This is a genomic window from Streptococcus tangpeifui (assembly GCF_044503215.1).
Lineage (GTDB): Bacteria > Bacillota > Bacilli > Lactobacillales > Streptococcaceae > Streptococcus > Streptococcus tangpeifui.
The window spans coordinates 124,339-149,652 of record NZ_CP172427.1 but is presented as its reverse complement, the minus strand read 5'-3'; the positions used below and the strand labels follow the sequence as shown (position 1 = coordinate 149,652).

Below are 25,314 nucleotides of genomic sequence, written 5' to 3'. Positions count from 1 at the left end.
TTTCATGAACTCTTTAACCAAAACCTTATCGCATCTTCTTAAAATGTTCAACATCACGCGCAATCATCAATTCCTCATCGGTTGGAATGACCAGAACCCTAACCTTAGAATTTGGAGTTGAAATGTCACCGACATAGCCAAAGACATTCTTTTCTGGGTCGATCTCCATACCAAACCAAGAGAGCCCAGCAATGATATCTTGACGCATACCGATAGCATTTTCACCCATACCTGCGGTGAAGACCAGAGCATCAGCTCCATTGAGGACGGCGAAGTATTGACCGATAAACTTCTTGAGACGGTCAATAAAGATATTATAAGCTAGAACTGTGTTTTTATCATGAGCTTCAATACCAGCTTCAATATCTCGCATATCGCTAGATTTTTCAGATACCCCCATGAGACCTGATTTCTTATTAAGCATTTCAACCACATCGGCAGCTGTTTCCAAGTCTGGATCCTGCTGAATTAAAAAAGGAATAATAGCTGGATCAATATCGCCTGAACGGGTTCCCATCATAGGGCCGGCCAGCGGCGTCAGTCCCATAGAGGTATCCACTGATTCCCCGTGGTAGTTAGCCGTGATAGAAACACCATTTCCAATGTGAGCCGTGATCAATTTTAATTCATTGAGAGGGCGGCCTAACATCTTAGCCGCTTCCTGAGCGACATACCGATGGCTGGTACCATGAGCTCCGTATTTACGCACCTTGTAATCACGATAATATTTTTGCGGAATAGGATAGAGATAGGCATGTTTAGGCATGGTTGTATGAAAAGATGTATCGAAAACAACTACGCTGGTAATGTCTGGCAAGATGTCTCGGAAAGCTCGAATCCCAGCAGCAGCCCCTGGATTGTGAAGCGGGGCTAAAAGTGACAGTTCCTCAACCTGTTCAATCACTTTTTCATCAACCAAGGCAGATTCCTTAAAGTATTCGCCACCAGCGACAACCCGATGACCAACTCCTGTAATCTCCTGATAATCCTTAATCAAACCATGCTTAAGCAGATCTTCTAAAAGAATCCGAACTGCCATGGTATGGTCAGGAATATCTAGCGTTTGCGAATCAGACTTGCCATCGTATTTAACTGTTGAGATTGAATCATTTAAGCCAATGCGCTCAATGAGCCCCTTGGCCAAGACTTCTTCTTCCGGCATTTGATAGAGCTGCCATTTGAGACTGGAGCTCCCAGCATTGATTGCGATTGTTTTTGACATAGGCTACCTCTTCTAATGTAAACGTTTTCTAAATCCGTATTCCATTATAGCAAATTTTCTCATCAAAGAATATAATCAGCTGACCATTTCTTGAAATTTTCCATAAAATCTAGGAGATTGTCACGGTCCTGCAAATCACTCAGAGGATAAACAAAAGTCTCGGGTGCCTGACTGCTCTGCTTTTGCAAGACAAAGATAGACTTAGCATTAACAGGATTGCCAAAGAGTTCCTCTGGTAGAGCAATGACCGCCACAATGTCTGCGTAACCCTTGAGCCAGCCTTTAAGCAAATCGCTCTGAGGACTAGTCAACAGATTAACCGGAGCTAGAAAGATAGCAAAGCCCTGAGCCTTCAAGTATTTAAGTGACTGCTCCATCAGCAAATGATGGGCATAGGTATGTTCATTTTGAGCAGCCACCTGATAGCGACTAGCTATAGTATCATTAGGATAGTAGCCAACAGGAAGATCACTAACAATAATATCGCTTTCTTTAATCAGCTGGGGCCGCACAGCGTCTTCCTGTACAAAACTCCCTTCTGAGCCCACCACATCAGCGATACTAGCTGATAAATCAATCAGTAAGTCGTCAACTTCCAACCCCATGTAATCCAGCTGTCTACTGCTGTTGTTAATGAGCGTCTGAGCTAAATTGCCAGTCCCAGAACCAATTTCCAGAACATCCAGCCTTTCGTTTTTAGTTAGATTTTCCAGCAAGAAAAGCAGAACAAAGCCAATGCTGTCTGGCGTAAACTGGTGGTTAGCTTGCAGAGGCTCAGACTGAGCCATCTTGATAAATAGAAACTGGTAGGCTCGTCTCCATTCTTCCTTGGTCAATTCAAGCTGTCGCAAGGCTTGATTATTAGCAAGAATTTCTTCATTCTCAGTCTTACCATCCAAATAGAGAGCATTCTGCTCAATCAGAGCATCATAACTATTAGTTTTTAGGTTATTTTGTAGGAGCTGGACGTTTTCCAAAAGCAGCTCATAAGCTTTTTCAATCTTCTCAAAATTCATAATCCTATCATAACAAAAATGCCAAAAAATGGGAACGAAAGGCCCCCATAAGACAGTAAAATCCCAACTCAGATATGTAATAAAGCCCAAAGACAGAAAATCCAATGAATGGTATATTTTTTACTGAGTAAGTTATTCTGGAAATTAATGTCTGTAACGTTTTTTCCAAGACAGCATCAGACACCATCGCTGGGATCTTTCTCATCTTCATCATTGCGCGAAGACGAACTTTTTTCACTTGATTGTGATGTTGAAGAGCTACTGGCTGAAGAAGAGGCAGGCTTCCCTTTCTTTTTGTCCTTACTGGAACTAGATGAACTAGTTTCTTGATTTTCAATAAAATCATAGCAGTAACTATTGCCATCAGAAAGGATTACTTTCACGCTCAGCGCAGTCCCATCTTTTTGATAAATCGCTTGACCCTGCTCAAAGGACATTTCTCCTGAAGACTGATTAGCCTGCTCTTTGACCAGCTGGGCTATCAGATAGGCTTGTGAGTTATTAGCTAAAGCCTGGTTCTGTCGCTGGCTAGCCACTACTCTATCTAAATAAAACTGCAAGAGCAGAACAAAGATTGCTGCCATGAGCAAGGCGTAGATTAGGACTCCTGCCCTAAGACGTTTTTGCAAAATCATAGACAAAAGTCCTTTCTAAGCCTGATTCAAAGGTGACAAAAACTGTGATGGTCTGACCATCCTGACTGATAGTGCTAGCTTTGACATGAAAGAGCATGGGCTGATAGCCGCGCCCATCCGCATTGGTCTTGCGAAAATCATCCGAGCGGGACTGCCCAAAGGCTAAAGGTTGACCTCCTTTTTTTACGTAAAGTTTATTATCCGCCACCTGTTCCAACTCTGTTCCAGCTAACTCCGAGCGCAATTGCTGGCAAAAAAGAAGCCAGTCCTCCTCGTCATTCTTACTGATATAAGCGACATTGGTTACCAAAACTTGAGTCAGACCTTGATAAACCATGACACTGCCCGCAATAACCAAGAGAGCCACCAAACACTCCAAGAGGGTGAAAGCCCGAATTCTAGTTTTTGGACACATGAAGGACCTCCTTTCCGTCTTCATAAACGGTAATACTGGTTGAGGTTCGCTGAACTTGGACAGTCACCCCATTAAGACTCAACTGGTCCTGCTTGGTTTGAACCGCCATTTGGGCGACATTGAGCGCTTCTTGTCGATGAAGACTGACTGCTAACTCTTGGCGGTTCCGATTAATCTCACCTAGAATCAGGCTAACGATAGTAACCAAAACCGCCAGAGCAATCAAACTTTCTAAAAGAATATAAGCTTTAATTTTCCGTTTTTTTATAGCGACCACTTCCTATATAAAGTTGATAAGAGACAGAACCTTTCTCAGTTGCAAAGGTCAGTTTTTCCAGTGAGGAATTGCCACCCTCTGGTGAAAACTCTATGGTATAAGATTGACTGGGTCTGACAGTGTCAGGGATGGTCAGACTTTCCTGTCCATTAGTCACTTGACCATCTGAAATATTTAAGGTCAAGGTCTTTTGCTGGGCATTGCTGAGCTTCTGGCTATCCCGATAGAGGTGCTCAAAGGAGAGGAAAAAAAGCTTCTCTTGTACCCCTGCAAAAACTTCTTGAACGCCACCTGTAAAGGCTAACAATAAAAAGCTGGTAATAGCCAAAACCAACAGACTTTCAACTAGGGTAAAGGCTCTAGTTCGGAACCTGCCGATTTTCCTTATGTTTCTTGTAATAATCATTGTAAGAATCCGCTTGTTTTTGTGTGATATCTCCACTGGACACTAGTTTAGACACCGTGGCATCGTCTGTATGGTTTAATTCATAAAGTTCGGCCTGGCTTTCTACCACCTTGACAACGGCCGCACCACCAGTATCCTTAACTTTATCCTTCTGCTTGGCTAAGTTAGGCACAAAAAGCAAGAGCAGAACACTGATAATTAACAGAACTATTAACATTTCAAGAAGAGTGAAAGCTTTGACTTTCTTTCCTTTTAAACGTTTGAGTAATTTTTTCATCATAAGGGTACCTCCATATTGTGATACATGGGCAGTAGCATGGCTGCATAAATCATGACGATAACAAGGGCCACCAAGATAAAGACCAGAGGCTGAATCAATTGGGTTGCTCGGTTAACCCGGCTAAAGAAGGCGTCCCAAGTCTCCTGAGCATAGACTTCTAGCTCACTACCCAGTTTAGCTTTGACCTGACCGTATTCAATAATCAGACTCAATTCTCGTAGGAAGAAGGGATAATCTAAGACCTTATTGTGAAACTCTTGACCGGCCAGCAAGGCATCCTCCATCTCACGGCCAAGTTCTTGAAAGAGCTGAGACTTCTGCTTCTGCATAAGCTGGACAATCTGACTCATTTCCACCCCTTGACCGATCAAATTCCCCCATTCCCGCGCATAATAAGCCGTCAAGTAAAGTTTGGCAAATCTGCCAAGCAAGGGAAGCTTAGCCAAATGACTGTACCAAGAAATTTTTCGTGATCGCCTCTGCAACCAAGTTAATAAAAGGATAACCAATGCTAGGACCAAAACTCCTGTTAGAAAAACCATGGGAAAATGATTGATAATACGGGTTGCTAGGTTTGTTCCCTCCAACTGTGGCAAGAGGTAATTGCGAAGTCCCAACATGATAAGAATTAAAAAAGTTAAAAGGATGATGGGATAACTAGCTACTTCCAAGAGCTTTCTTTTTACAGTCATCAAATTAGCTAGATAACTCTCAATTTTTAAAAGACTGCCTTGGGTATTCCCGTGGATATCGGCTAAAGCCAACTGAGTCACCACATCATCAGAAAAGCCCAGTCTCCCCATCATAGAAGCTAGATTTTCACCTGCTAAGAGACTAGAACGCATTTCCTGTGTATAATACTGAGCCAGAAGATGACTGCGTTCCAGAAAATCCACAATCTCAGTCAGAGTGAAACCAGATTCCAAAAGATTATTAAAGAGCTGAATAACCTTGCGCTGGCGGCTAGTTCTTAATCTTTTCGGCTTCTGCCTGCTCGTAAGTGAGATGTCCTGTTGTAAAAAGCTGGTCAATTTTCTTATTCCAGCTGTCAGCCTTGTGACTTTGAAAATGGTCTTGAGCAAAATCAATCAATCCTCCTCCCCCGATTAAACGCTGGTAAGCAATGCCAGCCAGACAATTATCCAACTCTTCCTGAGAAACTCCCAATTCTAAAATCCGAGCATAAACACCTGGAATACTCTTAGCATGGACGGTTGAGAAAACTCGTATTCCTGTCAAGCTAGCTCTGATAACCGCTTGGGCTGTCTCTTTATCGCGAATTTCTCCTATAATTAGAACATCTGGCCGGTGTCGCAGTGAAAGTTTAATCAAATTATCATAGGTCATCTCGATAGAGGGATTAAGCTGGAGCTGTAGCATCTGATCCTGTTTAATCTCAACAGGATCTTCAATAGTAATAATCTGGCGGTCAGCATACTTGCGACTGACCAACTCATACATCAAAGTCGTCTTACCCGAACCAACAGGGCCAGAGAAAAGATAGAGGCCTCGGTCAATAATCTTGGGTAACAGTGCATTGAGGCCATCAAACCAAAACATCAGCTCTCGTCGCCTGTCAAAGAGCAAGCGAACAACCAGACTTTCCCGTCCTTGATAGTCTCCGACCGTTGATAAACGCAGAGCGGCCGTCTCACCATCTGCAAAATCATAGTGACAGGCTCCCAACTGGGCTCGCCGCTTCTCCCCAACATTCATTCCAGCAACAAATTTAAAATGACTGATTAGTCCCATAGCCTGTTCCTGAGGGCAAGTTTGGAATAGACGTCTCTCATCACCTATGCGCAGATAAATTTCATAATCATCAATCTTTGGCAGCAAATAAATATCCTGAGCCTGCCTGCTGACAGCTTCCCCAATCAGACTCTTCCCTAGCTCCTGCACCTGTACCATAGTAGCCTCCTTCTTCCTGCTTACCTATTAATTCGTAAAAAATTTCTAAAAACGGAAATTTTTTCAAACTATATTGAGCATAAGAAAAGACCGAGCATAGGCTCGATCTCTATCAATCTATTCTACAAGCGGTTCATTGGCTTCCAAATGATTTTATTTGACATTGGAAAGGAAGGGGATTATCATTGCTCCGCTCATAACCTGGACGATGGCAATCCTTGGGAATAGCCTCCCATTCCTTGAGCAGGGCCAGTGAATAGTACTGCTGCAAATCTTCACCGCACTCTTCACACCAACGTTGGTCTTTACTATCCCAAAAAGCCGTCATGACACTGCTCTTACTATTAAAGCTGGGGTAATGGTTCACCAAATCAAACCATTCTTTTTTATAATAACTGAGCGCTTCGTAATAGTCCTCAAACTCTTGAACTTCAACAATATCATCTTGCCAATCATCGAGAAACCACCAAGGCTCTAAGTCTCCGTACATTTTTACTACTTGATACATAATTTAATCCTAACTGACTCTGATTATATAGGAAAAGTTGATGAAGTTAAAAAATTTTGCTTGGAAATATCAAAAAATTAGAAATTTTAACTAATTCTTATTTTAAAAAGACATGGATTGACTCGACTAAAAGTTTTTAAAGCTCCAACGGTTCCTAGCTTTCTTTTGGGGAGCGTGATAAAATAAAAAGTAATCACGCTCTAGGAAAAGAGGATTTTATGAAAGATACTAAGGGATTAACGAGCCAAGAAGTAGCTAGCCGCGTAGCTAAGGGATTCGTCAATAAGGCCAGCACTTCTGATGTGAAGACAACTAAGCAAATTCTTAAGGAAAACACTCTGACTTATTTCAACTTAATTTTTGCAGTCTTAACTATTTTATTACTGATTAGTGGTAATCTTGGCATCAGCAACTTCACCTTCCTGCCTGTAGTCTTTATCAATACTATTCTGGGGATTATCCAGGAACTGCGGTCTCGCAAGATTGTCTCCAAACTAGCTATCGTCACCACGCCCAATGTGACCGTCCTGCGAGATAACAAACTTTCAACCATCCCGGTTGAACAGCTGGTCCTAGACGATGTCATCCAGCTATCAGCCGGTAACCAAATTTCAGTTGATGCTCACGTTTTATCCAGTAATATTCAGGTGGACGAGTCCATTTTAACTGGGGAAGCTGATGAAATCACCAAAAATGAGGGCGATGAGCTTATGTCTGGCAGTTTCGTTGTCGCAGGAACTTGTCTGGCTCAAGTTATTCATGTCGGAGAGGATACCTATGCCGCTAAACTGGTCAAGGAAGCCAAGACCCTTGATAGCGATGAACAATCCGAAATGATTCGCTCCATCAACGCTATCGTTAAATGGGTGGGAATTTTGATTATCCCTCTAGCTCTAATTATGCTCTATCAAAGCCTAATAGTCAACCAAACTGGTTTTGGCGGAGCTGTTAAGGCCATGGTAGCAGCTGTCATCGGCCTTATACCAGAAGGGCTCTACCTCCTGACCACCATCTCTTTAGTGGCTAGCACCATGCGACTGGCCCGTAAAAAGGTTGTCCTCCACGATATGAAAAGTGTTGAAAAGTTAGCCCGAGTTGACGTTCTCTGCATTGATAAAACAGGGACCATCACAGAAAATAGCATGTCGGTTCAAGACTATATAGCCACCGACGCCTTTGGTAAAAGTCCCGATGCAGGTCTCCGCCTAGACAGTCTGATTGCAAGTGTCGCTAATGAGTTAGCTGGAGACAATGATACTATGGAGGCCTTGCAAACCTACTTTACTAAGGAGCAGGCAGCCAGCCTAGCTCTCCAAAAAAAGCATCTTCTGCCCTTCAAGTCCTCTAATAAATACAGCGGGGTAATCTATGATGGCTTTTCCTATCTAATCGGAGCTCCTCAAATCTTGTTGGGGACAGATTGGCCAAACTACGAGGAAGAAGTCAATCACTACGCTGCCCAAGGTTATCGGGTTCTGGCCTTTGGCAAATTGACTTCCGAACAGGTCGAACCTCTGGATCGCCCACTTGTTCCTTATGCTTTTATCCTGATTTCCAACCCTATTCGTCAGGAAGCTCCTGAAACCTTTGCTTATTTTAGTCGGCAAGAGGTAGCTATCAAGGTCATCTCTGGAGATGATCCCGTGACCGTGTCCCATGTAGCCGGCAAAGCTAAAATTAAGGGAGCAGAAAATTATGTAGATGCCAGAACCTTAGTGACAGACGACCTAGTCAAAGAAGCTGCCCGCACCTACACTGTCTTTGGTCGAGTAACACCTGAACTCAAACGCCGGTTAGTACTAGCCCTACAGGATGATAACCACACTGTTGCCATGACAGGAGACGGGGTCAATGATGTTTTGGCTCTCAAAGCCGCCGACTGTAGCATCGCTATGGCTTCCGGTAGCGATGCCGCTCTCAATGCTTCGCAAATCGTCCTCGTCGATTCTAACTTTGCCAGTATGCCATCAGTGGTCGCCGAAGGCCGCCGCACTGTCAATAATATCGAGCGCTCAGCCAGTCTCTTCTTGATTAAGAATATCTTTTCCTTCCTGCTGGCTATTCTGTCCATTATTTTCGCTATCGTCTATCCGCTCAAGGCTTCGCAGATTTCTCTAATTTCAGCCTTTATGATCGGACTGCCAAGTTATCTATTGACCCTCGAAGCTAACAACAAGCGGATTTCCGGCCATTTCATGCTCAAGGTGCTTAAAAACGCCCTACCAGCAGCTGTGGCGGCCGTGGCAGCGATCGGCCTCTTGGTCGGAGCGGCTGCCTTCTTTCAAATTGACTATGATCAAACCTCAACCGTTTCAACCTTCCTGCTCTCTATCATCGGTTTTATGGCCTTAGTTCGTCTGTCCAGACCTTTAACCAAGAGCAAGATTGCGATTATTGCAGTATCCATCCTAGCTTTTATCATCTCAGCCCTCTTACTCAAGAATATCTTTGAGCTCAGCCATGTTACTCTAGAGGTCTTCCTGCTGGGGCTTGTCTTCTTTCTAGTCGGTGAATCCATCTACCGCAACCTCTCTACCTTCTTTGACTTCATCGCTAACAAGGGATGGCGGCGCCTTAAATGGTTTAAAAGATAGAACAAAGCAAGTGTAAAATTTGATCAGCATTCAATTTAAAGTAAAAAATCGCATGAAATCAATGTTCTAAGATCAGAGAACTTATGCGATTGTATTGATTTTTATACTTCTTATGGCAGACGTTTTTATATCTTCATAACTTTCTGAACGCTATCACATAACAAAAATCTCTATCGTCTAACTGATAGAGATTTTTATATTACAGTAATAAAGCCCTTTGTCATCCCTATAATAAGAGGCTCCAGAATCATCAGTTTCCTGCTTCTTTTACTAAAAATCTTATATCTCTCTAAGTTTCCTTGAATTATTTTCCTTTAGAAAACTCTAGTTATAAAATCAGACCTATTTAGTCACATTTTGTAAAATTTCTTCCTCAATATCAGCCAAATCCTGAATCTCATCTTTACTAGCCAGTCCTAAAATCTGAGTTTGATAAAAATAGGTTAAAAGCGGCCCTACCATACGCCGAATCAAACTGGATAAGGGCAAGTCCTTACGAAAATTTGGATTGGCTGCCTTGATTTCCTGCACGACAGTCAGGTCTTCCAGTCCTTGAAAATTCTTCAGCAGTTCCGTCTTAAATCCTTCATTGGTCAAAAACTGTTGGATCAAAATTTTGAGCAAGGGACTGTTGGACTTGATAAAAGTCCAACGATCCTGAACTAAAAAATGAACGGCATCTTCTAATCTTTTATGGGCTAGGAGATTGCTAAAGAATTCATCTTTGACCCTAGGAATAACTGGATTCAAAATCGCTAGCAAAAGCTCGTCTTTGGTCTTAAAATACTTGAAAATCGTGGCTTGACTGATTCCAGCCTGAGTGGCAATTTGGGCCGTCGAAGTCCCGTCAAATCCTTGCTTAGCAAAGAGCTCAATGGCTGTAGCCATAGCTTTTTTCTTGCCCGGCGGCATCTTCTCCTCTGCCAAAATCTGAACATAATCTTTAACAATATTTTGTGACATATTTTCCTCAATTTAAATTATTACTAGTTAATGATATATAGACTCTGAATCATTACTGATTATCTTTAGTTTACCAATGACACTTCTGAGATCAACTAGAATACTATTCAGTGTCTTAGCAAGAGAGATAATCCAATCAGATTAATCTTTCTAAAAGCAGAAGTTTGTTATCTAAGTTTTCACACTTGATAACAAACTCCATGCCGACAAGCTCTCAAAGAATTTTAAAACATTGAACGACAAAGCACACAAACTTCTAGACCATTTTATCTCAATTCACAGAGTCACGGACGGTTCAATTCAAGACTATCTGCTTTAGACGTTTATTAGCGTTACACCTTCCGATATCGTTTCAACCCTTGTATATTAAAGATTGTCAAAACGATAACAAAGATAAGCAAAACCCAAATATCCCTGTTGATGGCGGACAAGCCCTGCCCTCTCATCACAACCTTGGTTAGAGCATCTCCCGAATAGGACAGAGGCAAAACTGTTCCAATAATCCGCACCCAGCTGGCCATAGAATCCAAAGGAATTAGACCTGAGAAGAAAAGCTGCGGAATGACAACCAGAGGAATAAACTGCACCATCTGGAACTCTGATTTTGCCAATGTTGACAGGAGAATACCAAAGGAAAGTGCAACCAAGGCCATCAAGACATTAATGATTATAACATAGCCGATAGAACCTACCACTTTAACATCCAATAGCCAGATGGTCGCAAAAATAATCACTAAGGTTTGAACAATAGCTAAGAGCCCATAAGATAAGAGATAGCCAAAGACAATATCGCTGCGTTTGACCGGTGTCGCCAGCAAGCGATCCAGAGTGCCGCTGGTTCGTTCCTTGAGCAGAGACATGCCTGAAATTAAGAAGACAAAGAAGAAGACAATAAAACCCATTAAAATCGGAATCATCTTATTAAAGAAATTTGAATCCTTATCTCCGTAGTTGTAAGACTCCTTAAGAGTAACCTTACTAACCTGCCGACTAGCTGCTTGCTTTTGAGCCATCGGTGGTAGATTTTTTTGAACCTGCTTTACATTATCCGTTAACTGCTGGGTAGAATCCTTGATAATAGCTGCCTTGATAGATTGACGAACGACACTGGTCTTAGTCGCATCCGTATTAGCATGGAAAACCTTTAACGCTTTATCCCCATCTTGAGTCAAAATAGCATCGACCTCTCCCGTCTTCATATCTGCCTTGGCCTGCTTAACACTGGCATACTTTTCCAAGGTTACGTGTTTGACATCATCCAGATTTTTCACAACAGAACTGTTCGCATGAACTGTAGCAATGGTGACATCGGTATCCGTATTAGCTGAGAACATAACGTTCATCAGCCACATAATAGCAATTGGTGCAATAAATATCAAGGCCAAAGTACGTTTATCCCGCAGAAGTTCTTTGATAATTCTTTTGGTAATTCCTAAACTTTTCATCTCTATATTCCTCACTTGCTTTCTACTGTTAGGAAAACCTCTTCAATAGAGTCCACTCTATAAGTTTCCTTGAGTTTATCTGGCTCATCGCAGGCAATAATCTTACCTGCCAGAAGAAGAGCTACCCGATTGGTCAGTTCGGCCTCATCCATGACATGAGTGGTAATCAAAATTGACCGCCCTTGGTCTCGAATAGCACGCAGTTCCTTCCAAATCTCCCGCCGAAGAGCAGGATCAATACCAACCGTTGGCTCATCTAAAATTAAGAGTTCTGGATTCCCAAGTAGAGCTATAGCGAGTGAGAGCCTTCGTTTCATCCCGCCAGAATAGGCAGAAACATAGGTTTCTAGACTATTTTGCAAATCAACTACCTTAGCCGCATGGGAGACAGCACGCGTTAATTCCTCTCGCACAAGCCCCTTCATTTGACCAAAAAATTCCAAGTTCTCCAGCCCTGTCAAACTCTCATAAAGGGCATCAGACTGGGCCATATAACCAATCCGCCCTAAGATATGCCGATCAGGCATTTGGGTATCTAATACCAGAGCCTGACCGCTGTCTGACTTTTCCATACCTAGCATCGTCTTAATCAATGTGGACTTCCCAGCTCCAGATGGCCCAATCAACCCTAAAATCTCACCTTTAGCTAGAGTCAGATTAACCCCATCCAATACCGTTTGAGGCCCAAAAATCTTGTGTAAATTCTGTAAAACAATTCGATTTTCCATCAATGTCACTTCCTTTTGACAAAAGGAGATGAAGAAAATTAGAGCCTTCTAATCTCTTCCTCCTGAATAATCTCAGGTGAGTGTTTGCTCACCCAGCAACACCTCTATTATAGTGAGTGATCACTCACCTGTCAAGAGAAAAATCTTATTTTGAACGTTTTTCTAGCTTACCATTCAATCATGTCCATAAGGAAAAGAGAGTGGGATCAACCCTAAGATTTAAAAATTTGGTTTTCACCACGCCCTAGTTTCAAGGTGATGACCTAAAACGGTCTCTCCCCAGAGCATTTTTAACACTTGCTTTGCAAGCTTCATTTCTCGATTAAAAAGGTCTGAGAAACCTTTTGAGGTTGAAAATAAGATGAACGATGGTCATCACATTCGTTTAGATTTTCCGCTTTGGCCTTGGGACAAAAGGAAAAGCCCGCCTCAAGCGAGCCTTTTACTTTTTATATTTATGTCATCCGTCTAGTATGCCACCAGTAGCTCAGACTGTACTAAAGAAAAACGGCCACTAACATAAGAAACAATCCTATCCTCAATTGGCACCCTAGTCTCCTGTCTCATAGTAACCCCAGCTCAGTTTAACCAGTCGATAATTCGGAAAAGCTCATAGTTGTCTGGACTAAGTGAGACTGATAGGCCATCTGAATCTCAAGTGAATCTTGACGAACCGAGCTGTCCTACACCATTACTAGCCAAGTCCAACCAAGGGGGGAATCATCTTCAAGACAGATGAATGGTTGGTGCCATAGAATCCTCTTTATTGCTCAAGATCTTTCAGGGCATCTTCTAAAACCTTCTTAGTAGCTTCATAATAGGCCAAACCATACTTAATAGTCATTTCCTGAGTACTAGTCAAGCCTCCATCCTCTTTCCAAGTCTGGAGATTATCATGCAGCTGCTGAATTTTCTCTTCCTTACGAGCAATCCCTTCTGCTAGAAGTGGCTGCAACTTTTCCTTGGATAGGTCTGTAGCAAAGAAGAGCCGCATAAGTAAATCTGATTTAACTGTCTCATCATCTACTGCCGACTCAAAATAAGCTACAAACTCTTCTCGCCCAGCTTCAGTAATCGCATAAACATTCTTATTGGGCCGGCCCTCTTGAATGACGACCTCCTTTTTTATCTTCCCTTCTGCTTCTAACTTCCGCAGGGTCGGATAGATCATTCCATAGGTTCCATCATAAAAATAGGAGAGCTGATTTTCTAAAATATTTTTAATATCATAGCCTGTCCGCTCTTTGCGGCTCAGAATTCCCAGAATGACATCTCTACCTTTCATGGCTTATCCTCGCTTTCAATTTTATTATAAGGGGATTTAAAATAAGTGTCAACAAAAATATGGTTGACATTATTATTTATTTAGTTTATATTATCATTGTTAATATAAAAGAAAGAGAGCTTCCCTATGAAACGAACTTTTACTATTTTTGCTATGTGTATCGGCATCTTCCTCTGTATGTTGGATACTACCGTCATGAATATTGCTCTACCAGCTATTCAAGATAGCCTGAAGGTCACACTCAATAATCTACAATGGGCCCTCAATGTTTATACCATCGTCTTTGCTTCTTTAACCATTCCCTTGAGTAAATTAGGTGAAAAATTTGGCAAACAAAAATTTTATCTTTTAGGACTAATGACTTTTATGCTGGGTTCCCTCCTATCTGCCCTAAGTAAGGACTTAAATTTCTTAATTATCGGTAGGAGTATCCTAAGTATCGGGGCAGCCCTTGTCTTTCCTCTCTCGATGACTCTAGGAATCAACACTGTTAATATTTCCGCCCGAAAGAGAGTCATTGCCGCTTTGGGCGTCACGCAAGGACTTGCTGCAGCCTTGGGGCCAACTATCGGCGGAATGCTCACCCAGTACCTAGGCTGGCGTTGGATTTTTCTCGTTAATCTCCCCTTGATGATTATTTCCCTTGTCATTTGCCTGATTTGCTTTAGCTGGCATCAAGAAAAAGAATCAGCCAGAATTGACTTTCTGGGGGCTATCTTTAGCATGGCAGCCCTCTTTTCCCTCACTTTAGGCTTGGTTCAAGGACGGACTTGGCATTGGACTAGCCCAACTATTATCGGACTCTTAATCGGTTCGGCTCTCCTTTCAACCCTCTTTATTTGGTGGGAAGGAAAAGCTCAAGCTCCTATGATGCCACTGGCCCTCTTTAAGAACAAAGAATTTACTGGATCAGCTTTAGCTATTGTTCTAAGTAATGTCTTTCTGGTCGCTGTCACAGTTGTTCTGCCAACCTACTTTACTCGGGTGCAAGGCAAAGCTGAACTTGAGGCTGCACTACTGGTAACACCTATAACGGTCATGATTTTTGTCTTCTCCCCTCTGGCTGTATTAATGATTGACAAACTTGGATCACGTCTCGTTATGGCGAGCGGATTCATACTCATGACCATTGCCTATATCCTCTTCACAAAAATTGATATGACCAATAGTTTTCAGACAACCCTGATCTGTCTGATCTTAGGGATGGGCTACGGTATTATCGCTGGTCCCATAACGGTTTTAGCCGCTTCCGATTTTACTGGCAATCTCCTGACGGCTTCTCAAAGTGTGGCAGGAGTCCTGCGGCAGGTTGGGATTGTTTTAGCAGTCGCCATCTATGTGACTGGTCTCTATAGCAACCTCACTGCAGCAAAAAATGAATCCATTACTTATATTAAAAAAGAAGTTAAGACCATCCAAGTTCCTAAGGATAAGCAAAAGATGATTGCTGACACTTCCATCAAAGCTCTAGGCAAGACCAAACAAGCTAAAACGACCCAAAATCATTTTAGCCCAAAAGAAAAACAAGCCATTATCAATGAAAACTACCAGAAGGTCTTGAACAACTATCCAAACCGCCTTCCTGATCAGGGCAAACAGGCCATTCACGGCAAAGTTGAGACCCAAGTTCAAGCCAAACTACAAACCATCAACCAACAGATCAATAAGGCAATTTCAGCCATTAAAACCTATGCTAAAGGTCGCTATACCAAGGCCTTTACTAGGCTCTACCGGTATTCCATCTGCTTTATCGGACTGGCTGTTTTCACCTTTCTACTTTTCCCTGAGAAGAAAAATAGGAAGCTCGGTTAGCCCCTCGGGGATGCGGGCTTATCTTGGTCACTACTCGAGTTCAGGGTTTCAAGCTTTAACTTCTTTTGCTATATTATTTCCCCATAATTTTCAAGCGGCAATAAGAAAAGCCTCAGCTGGTTAGAGCTGAGGTCCTTTTATTTCTTATAGTTTTCAGCCTCTTGGTCAGTCGCATAGACAAAGTGACCAGGGGTGATTTCGTGCATTTGGCGGGCTTGCCCATCTTCTTCCAGACTTGGGTCATAAACCTGAGGCACCCGAGCCCGTTCTCGCTCTGGATCCGGTTCTGGAATGGCTGATAGAAGCGACTTGGTGTAGGGATGGATGGGGTTATTGTAAACCTCATCAGCTGGACCGACCTCCAAGAGCTTGCCCCAGTGCATCACGCCGATACGATCAGAAATATACTTAACCATGGACAGATCATGGGCGATAAAGAGGTAGGTCAGACCTTGATCATGCTGAAGTTTTTGCATAAGGTTGACCACCTGAGCCTGTATGGAAACATCCAAGGCAGAGATAGGTTCATCGGCTACGATAAACTTAGGTTTAACCGCTAGAGCTCTGGCAATCCCAATCCGCTGGCGTTGACCACCAGAGAATTCATGCGGGTAGCGAGAGAGGTGGTCCTTATTGAGACCGACTAATTCAATCAACTCTTCTACTCTCTTTTGACGCTCTTCCTTGCTTGCAGTCAAATGATGGATATCCAAGCCTTCGGCAATAATATCTCGGATAGTCATCCGACCATTGAGACTGGCTTGTGGATCTTGGAAAATCATTTGGGCATCCTTACGGAAGTCATGCAGGTCTTTACCCTTAAGGGCTTCAACGGATTTCTCATTAAAACTGATGCCACCACTGTCAATATCATAGAGCTTAAGAATCGAGCGACCAATAGTCGTCTTACCTGAACCTGATTCTCCAACCAGACCGAACACTTCACCTTCATAGATATCAAAACTAACATCATCAATAGCCTTGACTTGGTTGGATTTTCCCTTGTTGAAGGTCAGGGAAACGTTTTTGACTTGGACTAATTTTTTAGGGTCTTGGGTCATTTTTGTCTCCCTTCTAATTCTTGCCACTGTTTCCACCGTTTTTGGATAAAGTCTGGCGGTGTCACCTGAGGTGCTCGTTCATCTAAAAGCCAAGTAGCCGCATAGTGGCTATCAGATACCTTAAACATGGGCGGCTCTTCCTCGTGATCGATATCCAGAGCAAAGGCATTTCTAGCAGCAAAGGCATCCCCCTTAGGCGGATTGAGCAAATCCGGTGGTGTCCCAGGAATAGCTTGTAGACTGCCAGACTCGGTCCCTATGGTTGGCATGGAACCAAGAAGCCCCCAAGTATAAGGGTGTTGCGGATTGTAGAAAACTTCATCAACACTGCCGTATTCAACAATCTTACCAGCATACATCACGGCAACCCGATCAGCCATACCAGCAACGACACCCAAATCATGGGTGATAAAGATAATTGAACTCTCGGTTTGCTGCTGAATATCCTTCATCAGGTGCAGAATTTGAGCCTGAATCGTTACATCCAGAGCAGTCGTCGGTTCATCGGCAATAAGGATTTCTGGATTAGCAGCCAGGGCAATGGCAATCACAGCCCGCTGCCGCATCCCTCCAGACCACTGATGAGGATAATCATTAGCATGTTCACGCGCATTAGGGATTCCAACTTTTTCCATCAAATCAACAGCGATTTCAAAAGCTTGATCGAATTCCATTTCGTCATCGTGAATCAAAATGGGCTCAGCAATCTGCTTCCAAATTTTCATGGTTGGATCCAGACTGGTCATAGGATCTTGGAAAATCATGGCAATTTCATTACCACGAACGCTGACCCAATCTTTTTCATCCAGTTCATTGAGATTACGTCCCTTAAACTGGATATCGCCACTGACCTCAGCATTTTTAGCCGACAAGCCCATGAGCGTCCGCGTTGTGACAGACTTCCCAGAACCAGACTCGCCAACGATAGCTAGCGTTTCACCCTTGTAGAGTTCAAAGTTGACATTCCGAATAGCCTTGACATCGCCAGCATAGGTATGGAAATTCACATGAAGGTCTTTGACGCTTAAAATTTCTTCTTTTGACATAAGGACCTCCTCACTCATCAGCATTTGACTTAGGGTCAAAGGCATCCCGCAGACCATCACCCAAGAGGATGAAGGCTAGGGAAATAAAGACCAAGGCAAGAGCTGGAATAATCAGCTGATAGGGATAATATTGTAAGTATTCTTGGGCATCGGTAATCAGAGAACCTAGGGAAGCCGTCGGTGGCTTCACCCCCAGATTGATAGCTGATAAGACAGCTTCATACATAATGGCACTAGGTACAGTCATCATGATTTGTACAATGATAATCCCTGAAATATTTGGCAGAATGTGTTTAAAGGCAATCTTGATCCTGCTTTCGCCCAGAGTCCTTGAAGCTAGGACAAAATCCCGCTCCTTATAGGACAGGGTCATATTGCGGACCTGACGAGCCATCGCTGTCCAACCGACAATAGCGATGGAGATGATGATAGCCGTCACCCCATTTCCCAGAAGGAGCCCCAGCATGGTTACGATAACCAAGTTAGGGATTGAAGAGATAACTTCGATAATCCGCTGCATAATGGTATCGATCCGACCGCCGATAAAACCTGAAATCAGACCATAGCTAACGCCAATCAGGAGGTCAATCAAGGTCGCAACCACAGCAATCAAGAGGGAAATCCGAATCCCGACCATAACCCTCTTGGCCACGCTTCGGCCTAAGTTGTCGGTTCCTAAAATAAATTTTTGACCCTTGGGAACCTCTTGTTCCTTATAGACATCTGTCTTCTTATCAGCACCAGAATATTTGATTGTCCCATTCCAGAAAGGTAAATGATCGCTGATTTTAGGAGGCAAATTGCGGTAAGTGGTCACCTTATCACTGTTAAAAGTATTGGCATCTTCCTTACTGACAAAGGCCGTTGAAATAGCGGCAAAAATCAGCATGAAGGCCAAGAACCAGAGAGCCACTAAGGCTAATTTATTCTTTTTCAACCGTCGCCAAGCATCCTGCATAAAGGTCAGGGTAGGCTTTTGAATTTTTTCTTGTGAAAGCGTGCTGCCCGCACCCACAAGTTTAAATGTTTGTCTTTCGTCCATAGTATCCTTCCTTACTGCAAGCGAACCCGAGGATCAACAATACTAATCACAATATCTGTCACCAGAATAGCCACCATCAGCATGAGAGCATAGACAATCGTTGTTCCCATAATAACTGGATAATCCTTGGTGGGAATGGAGCTGACAAATTGCTGCCCGATACCGGGAATTGAGAAGATTTGCTCAATCAAGGCAGAACCCGTCAAAATATTAGCAGCCAGCGGACCAACTAAGGTCAAGACTGGAATCATGGAATTGCGGTAGGCATGCTGCTCTGTTACCTCTGATGAAGTCAGCCCCTTAGCTCGAGCCAACTGAATGTAATCTGTATTGAGGGTTTCAATCATTTCACTGCGGAAGAAGCGTGTAACCTGAGCAAAGACCGGAATAGCCAAAGCCAGAGTTGGTAAGACGGACTGACCAAAGCTACCCCAACCAACTAAAGGCAGAAGATTCCACTTGAAGCCGAGGTAATCCAAGAGAAAAAGTCCAATAATGAAGGACGGTACTGAGATACCTAGAGTTGAGATAACACTCAAGACACTATCAATCCAGTTATTCTTATTGCGGGCTGAAACAGCACCGACAAAAAGACCAGCGATAACACCGACAACCAGAGCCTGAATACCCAGTTGAGCAGAAACAGCTAGGCGTTGACCAATCAGGGTTGACACTTTTTGATTAATAGAGGCGTAAGAAGTTCCCAAATCACCGTGCAGGATATTCCAGAGATAGGTCAGATACTGCTGCCAGAGCGGCTTATCCAAGCCGTATTGCTTGTTCATCATGGCAATCATTTCATCCGTTAACTTGGGGTTGTTGTAAGGCGTTCCTGGTAAAACCTGCATAAGAAAGAAAGACAGGGTTACAACCACCCAAAGAGTAACTAACAAGATTGCTATACGTTTTAATAAATATTTCACCATATTATTGATTCCTTTAAAATCAGCAAACAAGAGAGTGAGACAGACAGCCATGATGGCTTAGCCCTCACCCTCTTGCCTGACGTTGATTACTTCTTGTAGGCATAGGTAAAGTCCGTGTAAAGTCCAGTTGCATTCCGTATCAGGCCTTTCAAATGTGGATTTTGTAAAGCTCGAGTTGAACGGAAGTAGATTGGATTGTAAAGAGCCTCGTCGTAAAGGGCTTTTTCTGCTGCCTTATAATCTTCTGCACCTGCCGCTTGATTCAAAGCATCAGTGGTCAGAGCCTTTTGGTAAGCAGCATCGTAATCAGCATTTGAAAACTTACCATAGTTATAAGCAGAGTCAGAGGTGAATAGACCGTAGAAAGTTGAACCTTCCGGATAATCACCACCCCAAAGAACAAGAGCCACATCAAAATTTTGTTTTTTTGTATCATCCAAGCGCTGCTTGAAGGTAACAAATTTTTCCTCAACGGTTAAACCAGGCAGGGCTTTCTCCCATGTCTCCTTGATATAGTCGACCGCTGCCTTGGCAACAGGCTGATCAGAATCAGCTGTAACGACGAGTTTCAAAGAACTTAGCCCTTCTTCTGCTAACCCAGCCTTAAAGAGCTGACTAGCTTTTTTAACATCATAAGTGTAGCCCGGAGCCACATAATCCGTTAGATCCCTTCCATCCGGCAATTTCTCTAATCCTTCAGGAGCCAAAGCAGTAGCCGGCTTAGATCCTGTATCAATAGCAGCCTTAACCACTCCCTTACGATTAGTTGCAAAGTTGAGAGCCTGACGAATCTTTTTATTGGTCAAACCAGGAACCTTCCCCGTTTGATTGTAAACGATATAGGTGGTTGTTGCTTCTGGAACCTTAACAACCTCTTTGCTGTATTTGTTAGCATTATACATAGCTGAGGTCGCAGAAATATTAGCATAATCAAGATCCCCTTGTTTATACATCTGAACAGCCGTATCAGGCTTTTTGACAGTCTGAACATTGACAACCTTGGTTTTAACATGCTTTGCATCCCAGTAGTATTTATTCTTAACCAATTTATAGCTACCACTAGTACCGTTCCAATGTTCAACCTTATAAGGGCCTGAATAGGCAGAATACTTAGAAGCCGTTCCGTACTTATCTCCAGCTTTATCCACAAAGGATTTTTTCTGTGGCACAAAATTAGAAAAAGATAAGAGAGATTTGAACTGAGGAGCCGGCTTGCTAAGAGTAAAAATAACCTTGTTGCCTTCTGCCTTAACACCTAAGTCCTTGACTGGCTTCTTGCCAGCGATAATCTCATCGGCATTGAGAACATGGGCATCCTGAGTCAAGTAAGCATATTCAGAAGCCGTTTTCGGGTCGACCATGCGCTGCCAAGAATAGACAATGTCCTGTGCTGTCAAGGCACTGCCATCCGACCATTTGAGATGATCGCGCAGGGTCGCCGTATAGGTTAAACCATCAGCCGACACATCCACCTTTTTAGCTAAATCTAGCTTCAAATCACCATGTTTATCTACCCGCATTAAGTTACTGCCAGAATTACCGATAGCCATTGCCGAATATTGATCAGTATTCTTAGAAACATCCAAAGTAATGATTTCAGTCGGTGTATACCAATTAATCTCATGCTTAGAATCATTTGTTTGGGTAAAGTTATGAGCTGTAACACCAACCAGTATCACCCCAGCAGCCACGATCCACTTAGCATTCTTTCGAAGCTTTTTTCTGAATTTTCTTTTTATTAATACCATAAAATTCCTTCTATCTTAAGCGTCAGGGGAAACTGAACGCTTCTTCTCTCTAGCCAAATAAAAATAGACTTGAACCGGTCTCAGGACAAGACCCGCCCAATCCATTGAATGACTATAACGTTTTCAATTATAGCAGTTTATTAAGAAAATGTAAATATTCTGTTTCGCTTTCTTATCAGTTTTGCCTTTTCAAATAGTTTATCAAGTCAAACTTTCCTTGATTTTAAGAAGGAAAAAGCCCCTCCTAAAACTAGGAGAGGCTGGAAAGTTCTTCTTATATCTATACAGATTTCAGAAAGAAGTTTGAGTTATTATTCAGCAACTGGCGCTTGAGCTTCTTGAGCTTCCTCTTCACTTGGTCCTACCTCTTCTTCAATGATTTCAACTTCATTAACAGCCTGAGGTTCGATATTACGGTAGCGAGCCATACCAGTACCAGCTGGAATGATCTTACCAATAATAACATTTTCCTTAAGACCGAGCAGATGGTCTTTCTTACCACGGATTGCTGCATCGGTCAAGACACGAGTAGTTTCTTGGAAAGAGGCTGCTGATAGGAATGAATTGGTTTCCAGAGAAGCTTTAGTGATCCCCATAAGGACTGGACGGCTGGTTGCAGGAATACCGCCAGCGATGACGATATCCTTATTAGCATCTGTAAAGTCAGCAATATCCATGAGCGTACCTGGCAGAAGATCCGTATCACCGGGATCCATGACACGCACCTTACGCAGCATTTGGCGAACCATAACTTCGACGTGCTTGTCACCGATTTCTACCCCTTGGCTGCGGTAAACTTTTTGAACTTCTGCCAAGAGATAGGTTTCAACTGACAGGGTATCACGCACTTCCAGCAAATGTTTTGGCTGGATAGATCCTTCAGTTAAAGCAGCACCGCGGGAAATTTTATCCCCGACTTGAACCTTCATTCGAGCCGTAAATGGCACCACGTATTCACCTTTACCAGTTCTACCTTCAACGTAAACCTTCTTGGTACGAGTTGCCGCATCTTCCTCAATGTCAGTCACACGCCCTTTAACTTCTGTGATGACCGCTTCCCCTTTAGGATTGCGGGCTTCAAATATTTCTTGGATACGAGGCAAACCTTGAGTGATGTCAGTATTTGAAGCAACACCACCGGTGTGGAAGGTCCGCATAGTCAACTGAGTACCAGGTTCACCAATGGATTGAGCAGCAACAGTACCAACAGCTTCCCCAACTTCAACCGCATCACCTGTTGCCAAGTTGATACCGTAGCAGTGGCGGCAGACCCCATGACGAGTCTTACAGGTGAAGACAGAGCGAATGGTGACTTCTTCAACGCCAGCCTTGACAATTTCAGCTGCCATATTTTCGGTCAGCAAGGTATCAGGCTCAACCAAAACTTCCCCAGTTTCAGGGTGTTTAACACTCTTCTTGGTATAACGACCAACCAAGCGTTCCTGCAAGGTTTCAGTTACTTCCTTACCATCGGTAATAGCTGTGATGGTCAAACCACGATCGGTACCACAGTCGTCTTCGCGAATGATGACATCTTGAGCCACATCGACCAGACGACGAGTCAGATAACCTGAATCGGCGGTCTTGAGAGCTGTATCGGTCATACCCTTACGAGCACCGTGAGTAGAGAAGAACATTTCCAGTACGGACAGACCTTCACGGAAGTTAGACAAGATAGGCAATTCCATGATTTGTCCATTAGGAGCCGCCATCAAACCACGCATACCAGCCAATTGAGAGAAGTTAGAGATGTTACCCCGAGCTCCTGAGTCCATCATCATAACGATAGGGTTCTTAGGATCTTGGTTAGCAATCAGCGCTTCTTCCAACTCTTCCTTAGCTTCACGCCAAGTATTTGTAACAGCTGTGTAGCGATCATCGTCCGTCATCAAACCGCGACGGAAGGCCTTATTAATTTGTTCAACCTTACTGTGGGCAGCTTCGATAATTTCTTGTTTATTGTCAATAACTGGGATATCGGCGATACCAACTGTCAAACCAGACAGGGTTGAATGATAGTAACCCAAGTCTTTCAAACGGTCAAGGAAGGCAGACGTTTCTGTCGTCCGCAAGCGTTTGAAGGTTTCAGCAATGATATTACCCAAGTGTTTCTTCTTGAATGGTTCATTGATTTCAAGTGCTTCAATAGCTGGCTTGATATCGCTACCTGGTTCCAAGAAATACTTATCAGGAGTCTTTTCAGTCAGATTGCTGTTAGTTGGTTCTTGCAGATAAGGGAGTTCTGCTGGCATGATGTCGTTAAAGAGAATCTTACCAACAGTCGTAATCATAACCTTACCCTTTTGGTTTTCGGTCCAAGGTTTTTCTGGCATGCTGTTCGTTGCGATACCAACACGGGTATGCAAGTGAGCAAAACCATTGCGGTAAGCCATGATAGCTTCATCCCTGTCCTTGAAGACCATACCTTCGCCTTCACGGCCAGCATCTTCCATGGTCAGGTAGTAATTCCCCAAAACCATATCTTGAGATGGGGTAACGACTGGTTTACCATCTTTAGGGTTAAGGATGTGTTCGGCCGCCAACATCAAGAGACGAGCTTCTGCTTGAGCTTCTTCAGACAGAGGCACGTGGATAGCCATTTGGTCTCCATCAAAGTCGGCATTGTAGGCTTCACAAGCCAGCGGATGGAGGCGCAGAGCCTTACCATCAATCAGAACAGGCTCAAAGGCTTGGATACCAAGTCGGTGCAGGGTAGGTGCCCGGTTGAGGAGAACAGGGTGTTCCTTGATCACATCTTCCAAGATATCCCAAATCCGTTCATCACCGCGTTCAACCATACGCTTGGCAGCCTTAACATTACCAGCATATTCACGAGCAACAATTTCCTTCATGACAAAAGGTTTGAAAAGCTCGATAGCCATTTCACGCGGCACACCGCATTGATACATCTTGAGTGTTGGACCAACAGCGATAACGGAACGACCTGAAAAGTCAACCCGTTTACCCAGCAAGTTTTGACGGAAACGCCCTTGTTTACCTTTCAGCATGTGGCTGAGAGATTTAAGCGGACGACTGCCAGGTCCTGTAATTGGACGACCTCGCCGACCATTATCAATCAGAGCATCAACTGCTTCTTGCAGCATCCGTTTTTCATTTTGCACGATAATACCTGGAGCGTTGAGTTCCAAGAGGCGAGCCAAACGGTTATTCCGGTTAATAACACGGCGGTAAAGGTCATTCAAGTCAGATGCCGCAAAACGACCACCATCCAATTGAACCATTGGGCGCAAATCAGGTGGAATAACTGGCAGGATGTTAAGCACCATCCATTCTGGCTTGTTGCCTGACTTTTGAAAGGCGTCAAGAACATCCAAGCGACGGATAGCCTTGATCCGTTTTTGACCTGAAGCAGTCTTCAATTCTTCCTTGAGTTCTGCAATTTCAGCTTCCAAGTCTACTTGTTTCAGAAGATCTTGAACAGCTTCCGCCCCCATCTTAGCAACGAAGGAACCATAACCATATTCCTGCAGTTTTTCTCGATATTCACGCTCAGTCAAGATAGACTTGCGTTCCAGCGGTGTATCCTTAGGATCGATAACCACATAGGCTGCGAAATAAATGACTTCTTCCAAAGCTCGCGGGCTCATATCCAAAGTCAAGCCCATGCGTGATGGGATCCCCTTGAAATACCAGATGTGAGAAACCGGAGCCTTCAATTCGATGTGACCCATGCGTTCGCGACGAACCTTGGCACGAGTAACTTCAACCCCGCAGCGATCACAGACAATCCCTTTATAGCGGATCCGTTTATATTTACCACAGGCACACTCCCAATCTTTAGTAGGACCAAAGATAACTTCATCGAAGAGCCCTTCGCGTTCAGGCTTGAGCGTGCGGTAGTTGATTGTTTCAGGTTTCTTAACTTCCCCGTAGGACCAAGAACGGACCTTATTAGGAGAAGCTAAAGTGACTTGCATACTTTTAAAACGATTTACGTCAACCACTAGTATTACCTTTCTATTTATCTGGCCAA

General features: G+C 43.4%; 22 protein-coding genes. 2 read left to right on the top strand and 20 right to left on the bottom strand.

Annotation, left to right across the window (positions count from 1 at the left end; all coding sequences use genetic code 11):
- Positions 1-25: 25 nt before the first annotated feature.
- From ACFSN5_RS00850 to ACFSN5_RS00805, 10 genes are all read right to left on the bottom strand, one after another.
- Positions 26-1,222, bottom strand: a complete 1,197-nt coding sequence (locus tag ACFSN5_RS00850) for an acetate kinase (RefSeq protein WP_165212373.1) — start codon at positions 1,220-1,222, stop codon at positions 26-28.
- A 62-nt stretch (positions 1,223-1,284) separates the two neighbouring features.
- The gene (locus ACFSN5_RS00845) at positions 1,285-2,238 is read right to left on the bottom strand and encodes a class I SAM-dependent methyltransferase (protein ID WP_165212375.1); all 954 of its coding nucleotides are present in this window, start codon (positions 2,236-2,238) and stop codon (positions 1,285-1,287) included.
- Between the two features lie 176 nt (positions 2,239-2,414).
- On the bottom strand, positions 2,415-2,873 hold the full coding sequence (comGG, locus tag ACFSN5_RS00840) for a competence type IV pilus minor pilin ComGG (protein ID WP_165212377.1): 459 nt from the start codon (positions 2,871-2,873) through the stop codon (positions 2,415-2,417).
- Positions 2,851-3,288 carry a competence type IV pilus minor pilin ComGF gene (gene comGF, locus ACFSN5_RS00835; protein ID WP_165212379.1) on the bottom strand — a complete coding sequence of 146 codons (438 nt, stop codon included), beginning with the start codon at positions 3,286-3,288 and terminating at the stop codon, positions 2,851-2,853. Before comGF ends, comGG begins: the two co-directional genes overlap by 23 nt.
- Complete coding sequence (comGE, locus tag ACFSN5_RS00830; protein ID WP_165212381.1) at positions 3,272-3,565, bottom strand: competence type IV pilus minor pilin ComGE; 294 nt, start codon at positions 3,563-3,565, stop codon at positions 3,272-3,274. The genes comGF and comGE overlap by 17 nt, the downstream gene beginning before the upstream one ends.
- On the bottom strand, positions 3,537-3,971 hold the full coding sequence (gene comGD, locus ACFSN5_RS00825; RefSeq protein WP_165212383.1) for a competence type IV pilus minor pilin ComGD: 435 nt from the start codon (positions 3,969-3,971) through the stop codon (positions 3,537-3,539). Before comGD ends, comGE begins: the two co-directional genes overlap by 29 nt.
- Positions 3,925-4,251: a competence type IV pilus major pilin ComGC gene (gene comGC, locus ACFSN5_RS00820; RefSeq protein WP_165212393.1), complete on the bottom strand. Its 327-nt coding sequence runs from the start codon at positions 4,249-4,251 to the stop codon at positions 3,925-3,927. The genes comGD and comGC overlap by 47 nt, the downstream gene beginning before the upstream one ends.
- Positions 4,248-5,291 (bottom strand): competence type IV pilus assembly protein ComGB, encoded by a 1,044-nt coding sequence (gene comGB, locus ACFSN5_RS00815; protein ID WP_277423768.1) that lies wholly within the window; start codon positions 5,289-5,291, stop codon positions 4,248-4,250. The genes comGC and comGB overlap by 4 nt, the downstream gene beginning before the upstream one ends.
- On the bottom strand, positions 5,215-6,162 hold the full coding sequence (comGA, locus tag ACFSN5_RS00810; protein ID WP_165212397.1) for a competence type IV pilus ATPase ComGA: 948 nt from the start codon (positions 6,160-6,162) through the stop codon (positions 5,215-5,217). Before comGA ends, comGB begins: the two co-directional genes overlap by 77 nt.
- 133 nt (positions 6,163-6,295) lie before the next feature.
- Positions 6,296-6,670: a DUF1033 family protein gene (locus ACFSN5_RS00805; protein WP_165329442.1), complete on the bottom strand. Its 375-nt coding sequence runs from the start codon at positions 6,668-6,670 to the stop codon at positions 6,296-6,298.
- A gap of 218 nt (positions 6,671-6,888) precedes the next feature.
- Here ACFSN5_RS00805 and ACFSN5_RS00800 point away from each other — a divergent pair, with 218 nt between their 5' ends.
- The gene (locus ACFSN5_RS00800; protein ID WP_165329443.1) at positions 6,889-9,264 is read left to right on the top strand and encodes an HAD-IC family P-type ATPase; all 2,376 of its coding nucleotides are present in this window, start codon (positions 6,889-6,891) and stop codon (positions 9,262-9,264) included.
- Positions 9,265-9,606: 342 nt separating this feature from the next.
- On the opposite strand, the gene ACFSN5_RS00795 is transcribed toward ACFSN5_RS00800, so the two are convergent.
- From ACFSN5_RS00795 to ACFSN5_RS00780, 4 genes are all read right to left on the bottom strand, one after another.
- Positions 9,607-10,227, bottom strand: coding sequence for a TetR/AcrR family transcriptional regulator (locus tag ACFSN5_RS00795; RefSeq protein WP_165212401.1), 621 nt, complete (start codon positions 10,225-10,227; stop codon positions 9,607-9,609).
- 332 nt (positions 10,228-10,559) lie between these two features.
- Positions 10,560-11,672 (bottom strand): ABC transporter permease, encoded by a 1,113-nt coding sequence (locus ACFSN5_RS00790; RefSeq protein ID WP_165212403.1) that lies wholly within the window; start codon positions 11,670-11,672, stop codon positions 10,560-10,562.
- An 11-nt stretch (positions 11,673-11,683) separates the two neighbouring features.
- Positions 11,684-12,400 carry an ABC transporter ATP-binding protein gene (locus ACFSN5_RS00785; RefSeq protein ID WP_165212405.1) on the bottom strand — a complete coding sequence of 239 codons (717 nt, stop codon included), beginning with the start codon at positions 12,398-12,400 and terminating at the stop codon, positions 11,684-11,686.
- A gap of 763 nt (positions 12,401-13,163) precedes the next feature.
- Positions 13,164-13,685, bottom strand: a complete 522-nt coding sequence (locus ACFSN5_RS00780; protein WP_004226204.1) for a PadR family transcriptional regulator — start codon at positions 13,683-13,685, stop codon at positions 13,164-13,166.
- Positions 13,686-13,811: 126 nt separating this feature from the next.
- On the opposite strand from ACFSN5_RS00780, the gene ACFSN5_RS00775 reads away from it, so the two are divergent.
- Complete coding sequence (locus ACFSN5_RS00775; protein WP_165329444.1) at positions 13,812-15,497, top strand: MFS transporter; 1,686 nt, start codon at positions 13,812-13,814, stop codon at positions 15,495-15,497.
- 137 nt (positions 15,498-15,634) lie between these two features.
- Here the strand turns inward: ACFSN5_RS00775 and ACFSN5_RS00770 are convergent, their stop codons facing one another.
- From ACFSN5_RS00770 to rpoC, 6 genes are all read right to left on the bottom strand, one after another.
- Positions 15,635-16,558 carry an ABC transporter ATP-binding protein gene (locus ACFSN5_RS00770; protein ID WP_165329445.1) on the bottom strand — a complete coding sequence of 308 codons (924 nt, stop codon included), beginning with the start codon at positions 16,556-16,558 and terminating at the stop codon, positions 15,635-15,637.
- Positions 16,555-17,604: an ABC transporter ATP-binding protein gene (locus ACFSN5_RS00765; RefSeq protein WP_165329446.1), complete on the bottom strand. Its 1,050-nt coding sequence runs from the start codon at positions 17,602-17,604 to the stop codon at positions 16,555-16,557. Before ACFSN5_RS00765 ends, ACFSN5_RS00770 begins: the two co-directional genes overlap by 4 nt.
- A gap of 10 nt (positions 17,605-17,614) precedes the next feature.
- Entirely contained in the window at positions 17,615-18,646 is a 1,032-nt protein-coding gene (locus ACFSN5_RS00760; RefSeq protein WP_004228615.1) for an ABC transporter permease, read from the bottom strand.
- Positions 18,647-18,657: 11 nt separating this feature from the next.
- Positions 18,658-19,572: an ABC transporter permease gene (locus ACFSN5_RS00755; protein WP_040804788.1), complete on the bottom strand. Its 915-nt coding sequence runs from the start codon at positions 19,570-19,572 to the stop codon at positions 18,658-18,660.
- Positions 19,573-19,658: 86 nt separating this feature from the next.
- Positions 19,659-21,320, bottom strand: coding sequence for a peptide ABC transporter substrate-binding protein (locus ACFSN5_RS00750; protein WP_165329447.1), 1,662 nt, complete (start codon positions 21,318-21,320; stop codon positions 19,659-19,661).
- A 311-nt stretch (positions 21,321-21,631) separates the two neighbouring features.
- Entirely contained in the window at positions 21,632-25,285 is a 3,654-nt protein-coding gene (gene rpoC, locus ACFSN5_RS00745) for a DNA-directed RNA polymerase subunit beta' (RefSeq protein WP_165329448.1), read from the bottom strand.
- Positions 25,286-25,314: the final 29 nt, after the last annotated feature.

Excerpts from the sequence above, each read along its gene's own strand:
- ACFSN5_RS00780 (WP_004226204.1), bottom strand. The coding sequence starts at position 13,685 with ATGAAAGGTAGAGATGTCATTCTGGGAATTCTGAGCCGCAAAGAGCGG.
- comGF (WP_165212379.1), bottom strand. The coding sequence starts at position 3,288 with ATGTGTCCAAAAACTAGAATTCGGGCTTTCACCCTCTTGGAGTGTTTG.
- ACFSN5_RS00785 (WP_165212405.1), bottom strand. The coding sequence starts at position 12,400 with ATGGAAAATCGAATTGTTTTACAGAATTTACACAAGATTTTTGGGCCT.
- ACFSN5_RS00750 (WP_165329447.1), bottom strand. The coding sequence starts at position 21,320 with ATGGTATTAATAAAAAGAAAATTCAGAAAAAAGCTTCGAAAGAATGCT.
- ACFSN5_RS00775 (WP_165329444.1), top strand. The coding sequence starts at position 13,812 with ATGAAACGAACTTTTACTATTTTTGCTATGTGTATCGGCATCTTCCTC.
- ACFSN5_RS00845 (WP_165212375.1), bottom strand. The coding sequence starts at position 2,238 with ATGAATTTTGAGAAGATTGAAAAAGCTTATGAGCTGCTTTTGGAAAAC.
- ACFSN5_RS00790 (WP_165212403.1), bottom strand. The coding sequence starts at position 11,672 with ATGAAAAGTTTAGGAATTACCAAAAGAATTATCAAAGAACTTCTGCGG.
- ACFSN5_RS00795 (WP_165212401.1), bottom strand. The coding sequence starts at position 10,227 with ATGTCACAAAATATTGTTAAAGATTATGTTCAGATTTTGGCAGAGGAG.
- ACFSN5_RS00770 (WP_165329445.1), bottom strand. The coding sequence starts at position 16,558 with ATGACCCAAGACCCTAAAAAATTAGTCCAAGTCAAAAACGTTTCCCTG.
- ACFSN5_RS00800 (WP_165329443.1), top strand. The coding sequence starts at position 6,889 with ATGAAAGATACTAAGGGATTAACGAGCCAAGAAGTAGCTAGCCGCGTA.
- ACFSN5_RS00760 (WP_004228615.1), bottom strand. The coding sequence starts at position 18,646 with ATGGACGAAAGACAAACATTTAAACTTGTGGGTGCGGGCAGCACGCTT.
- ACFSN5_RS00755 (WP_040804788.1), bottom strand. The coding sequence starts at position 19,572 with ATGGTGAAATATTTATTAAAACGTATAGCAATCTTGTTAGTTACTCTT.
- comGC (WP_165212393.1), bottom strand. The coding sequence starts at position 4,251 with ATGATGAAAAAATTACTCAAACGTTTAAAAGGAAAGAAAGTCAAAGCT.
- comGD (WP_165212383.1), bottom strand. The coding sequence starts at position 3,971 with ATGATTATTACAAGAAACATAAGGAAAATCGGCAGGTTCCGAACTAGA.
- ACFSN5_RS00850 (WP_165212373.1), bottom strand. The coding sequence starts at position 1,222 with ATGTCAAAAACAATCGCAATCAATGCTGGGAGCTCCAGTCTCAAATGG.
- ACFSN5_RS00805 (WP_165329442.1), bottom strand. The coding sequence starts at position 6,670 with ATGTATCAAGTAGTAAAAATGTACGGAGACTTAGAGCCTTGGTGGTTT.
- comGA (WP_165212397.1), bottom strand. The coding sequence starts at position 6,162 with ATGGTACAGGTGCAGGAGCTAGGGAAGAGTCTGATTGGGGAAGCTGTC.
- comGG (WP_165212377.1), bottom strand. The coding sequence starts at position 2,873 with ATGATTTTGCAAAAACGTCTTAGGGCAGGAGTCCTAATCTACGCCTTG.
- ACFSN5_RS00765 (WP_165329446.1), bottom strand. The coding sequence starts at position 17,604 with ATGTCAAAAGAAGAAATTTTAAGCGTCAAAGACCTTCATGTGAATTTC.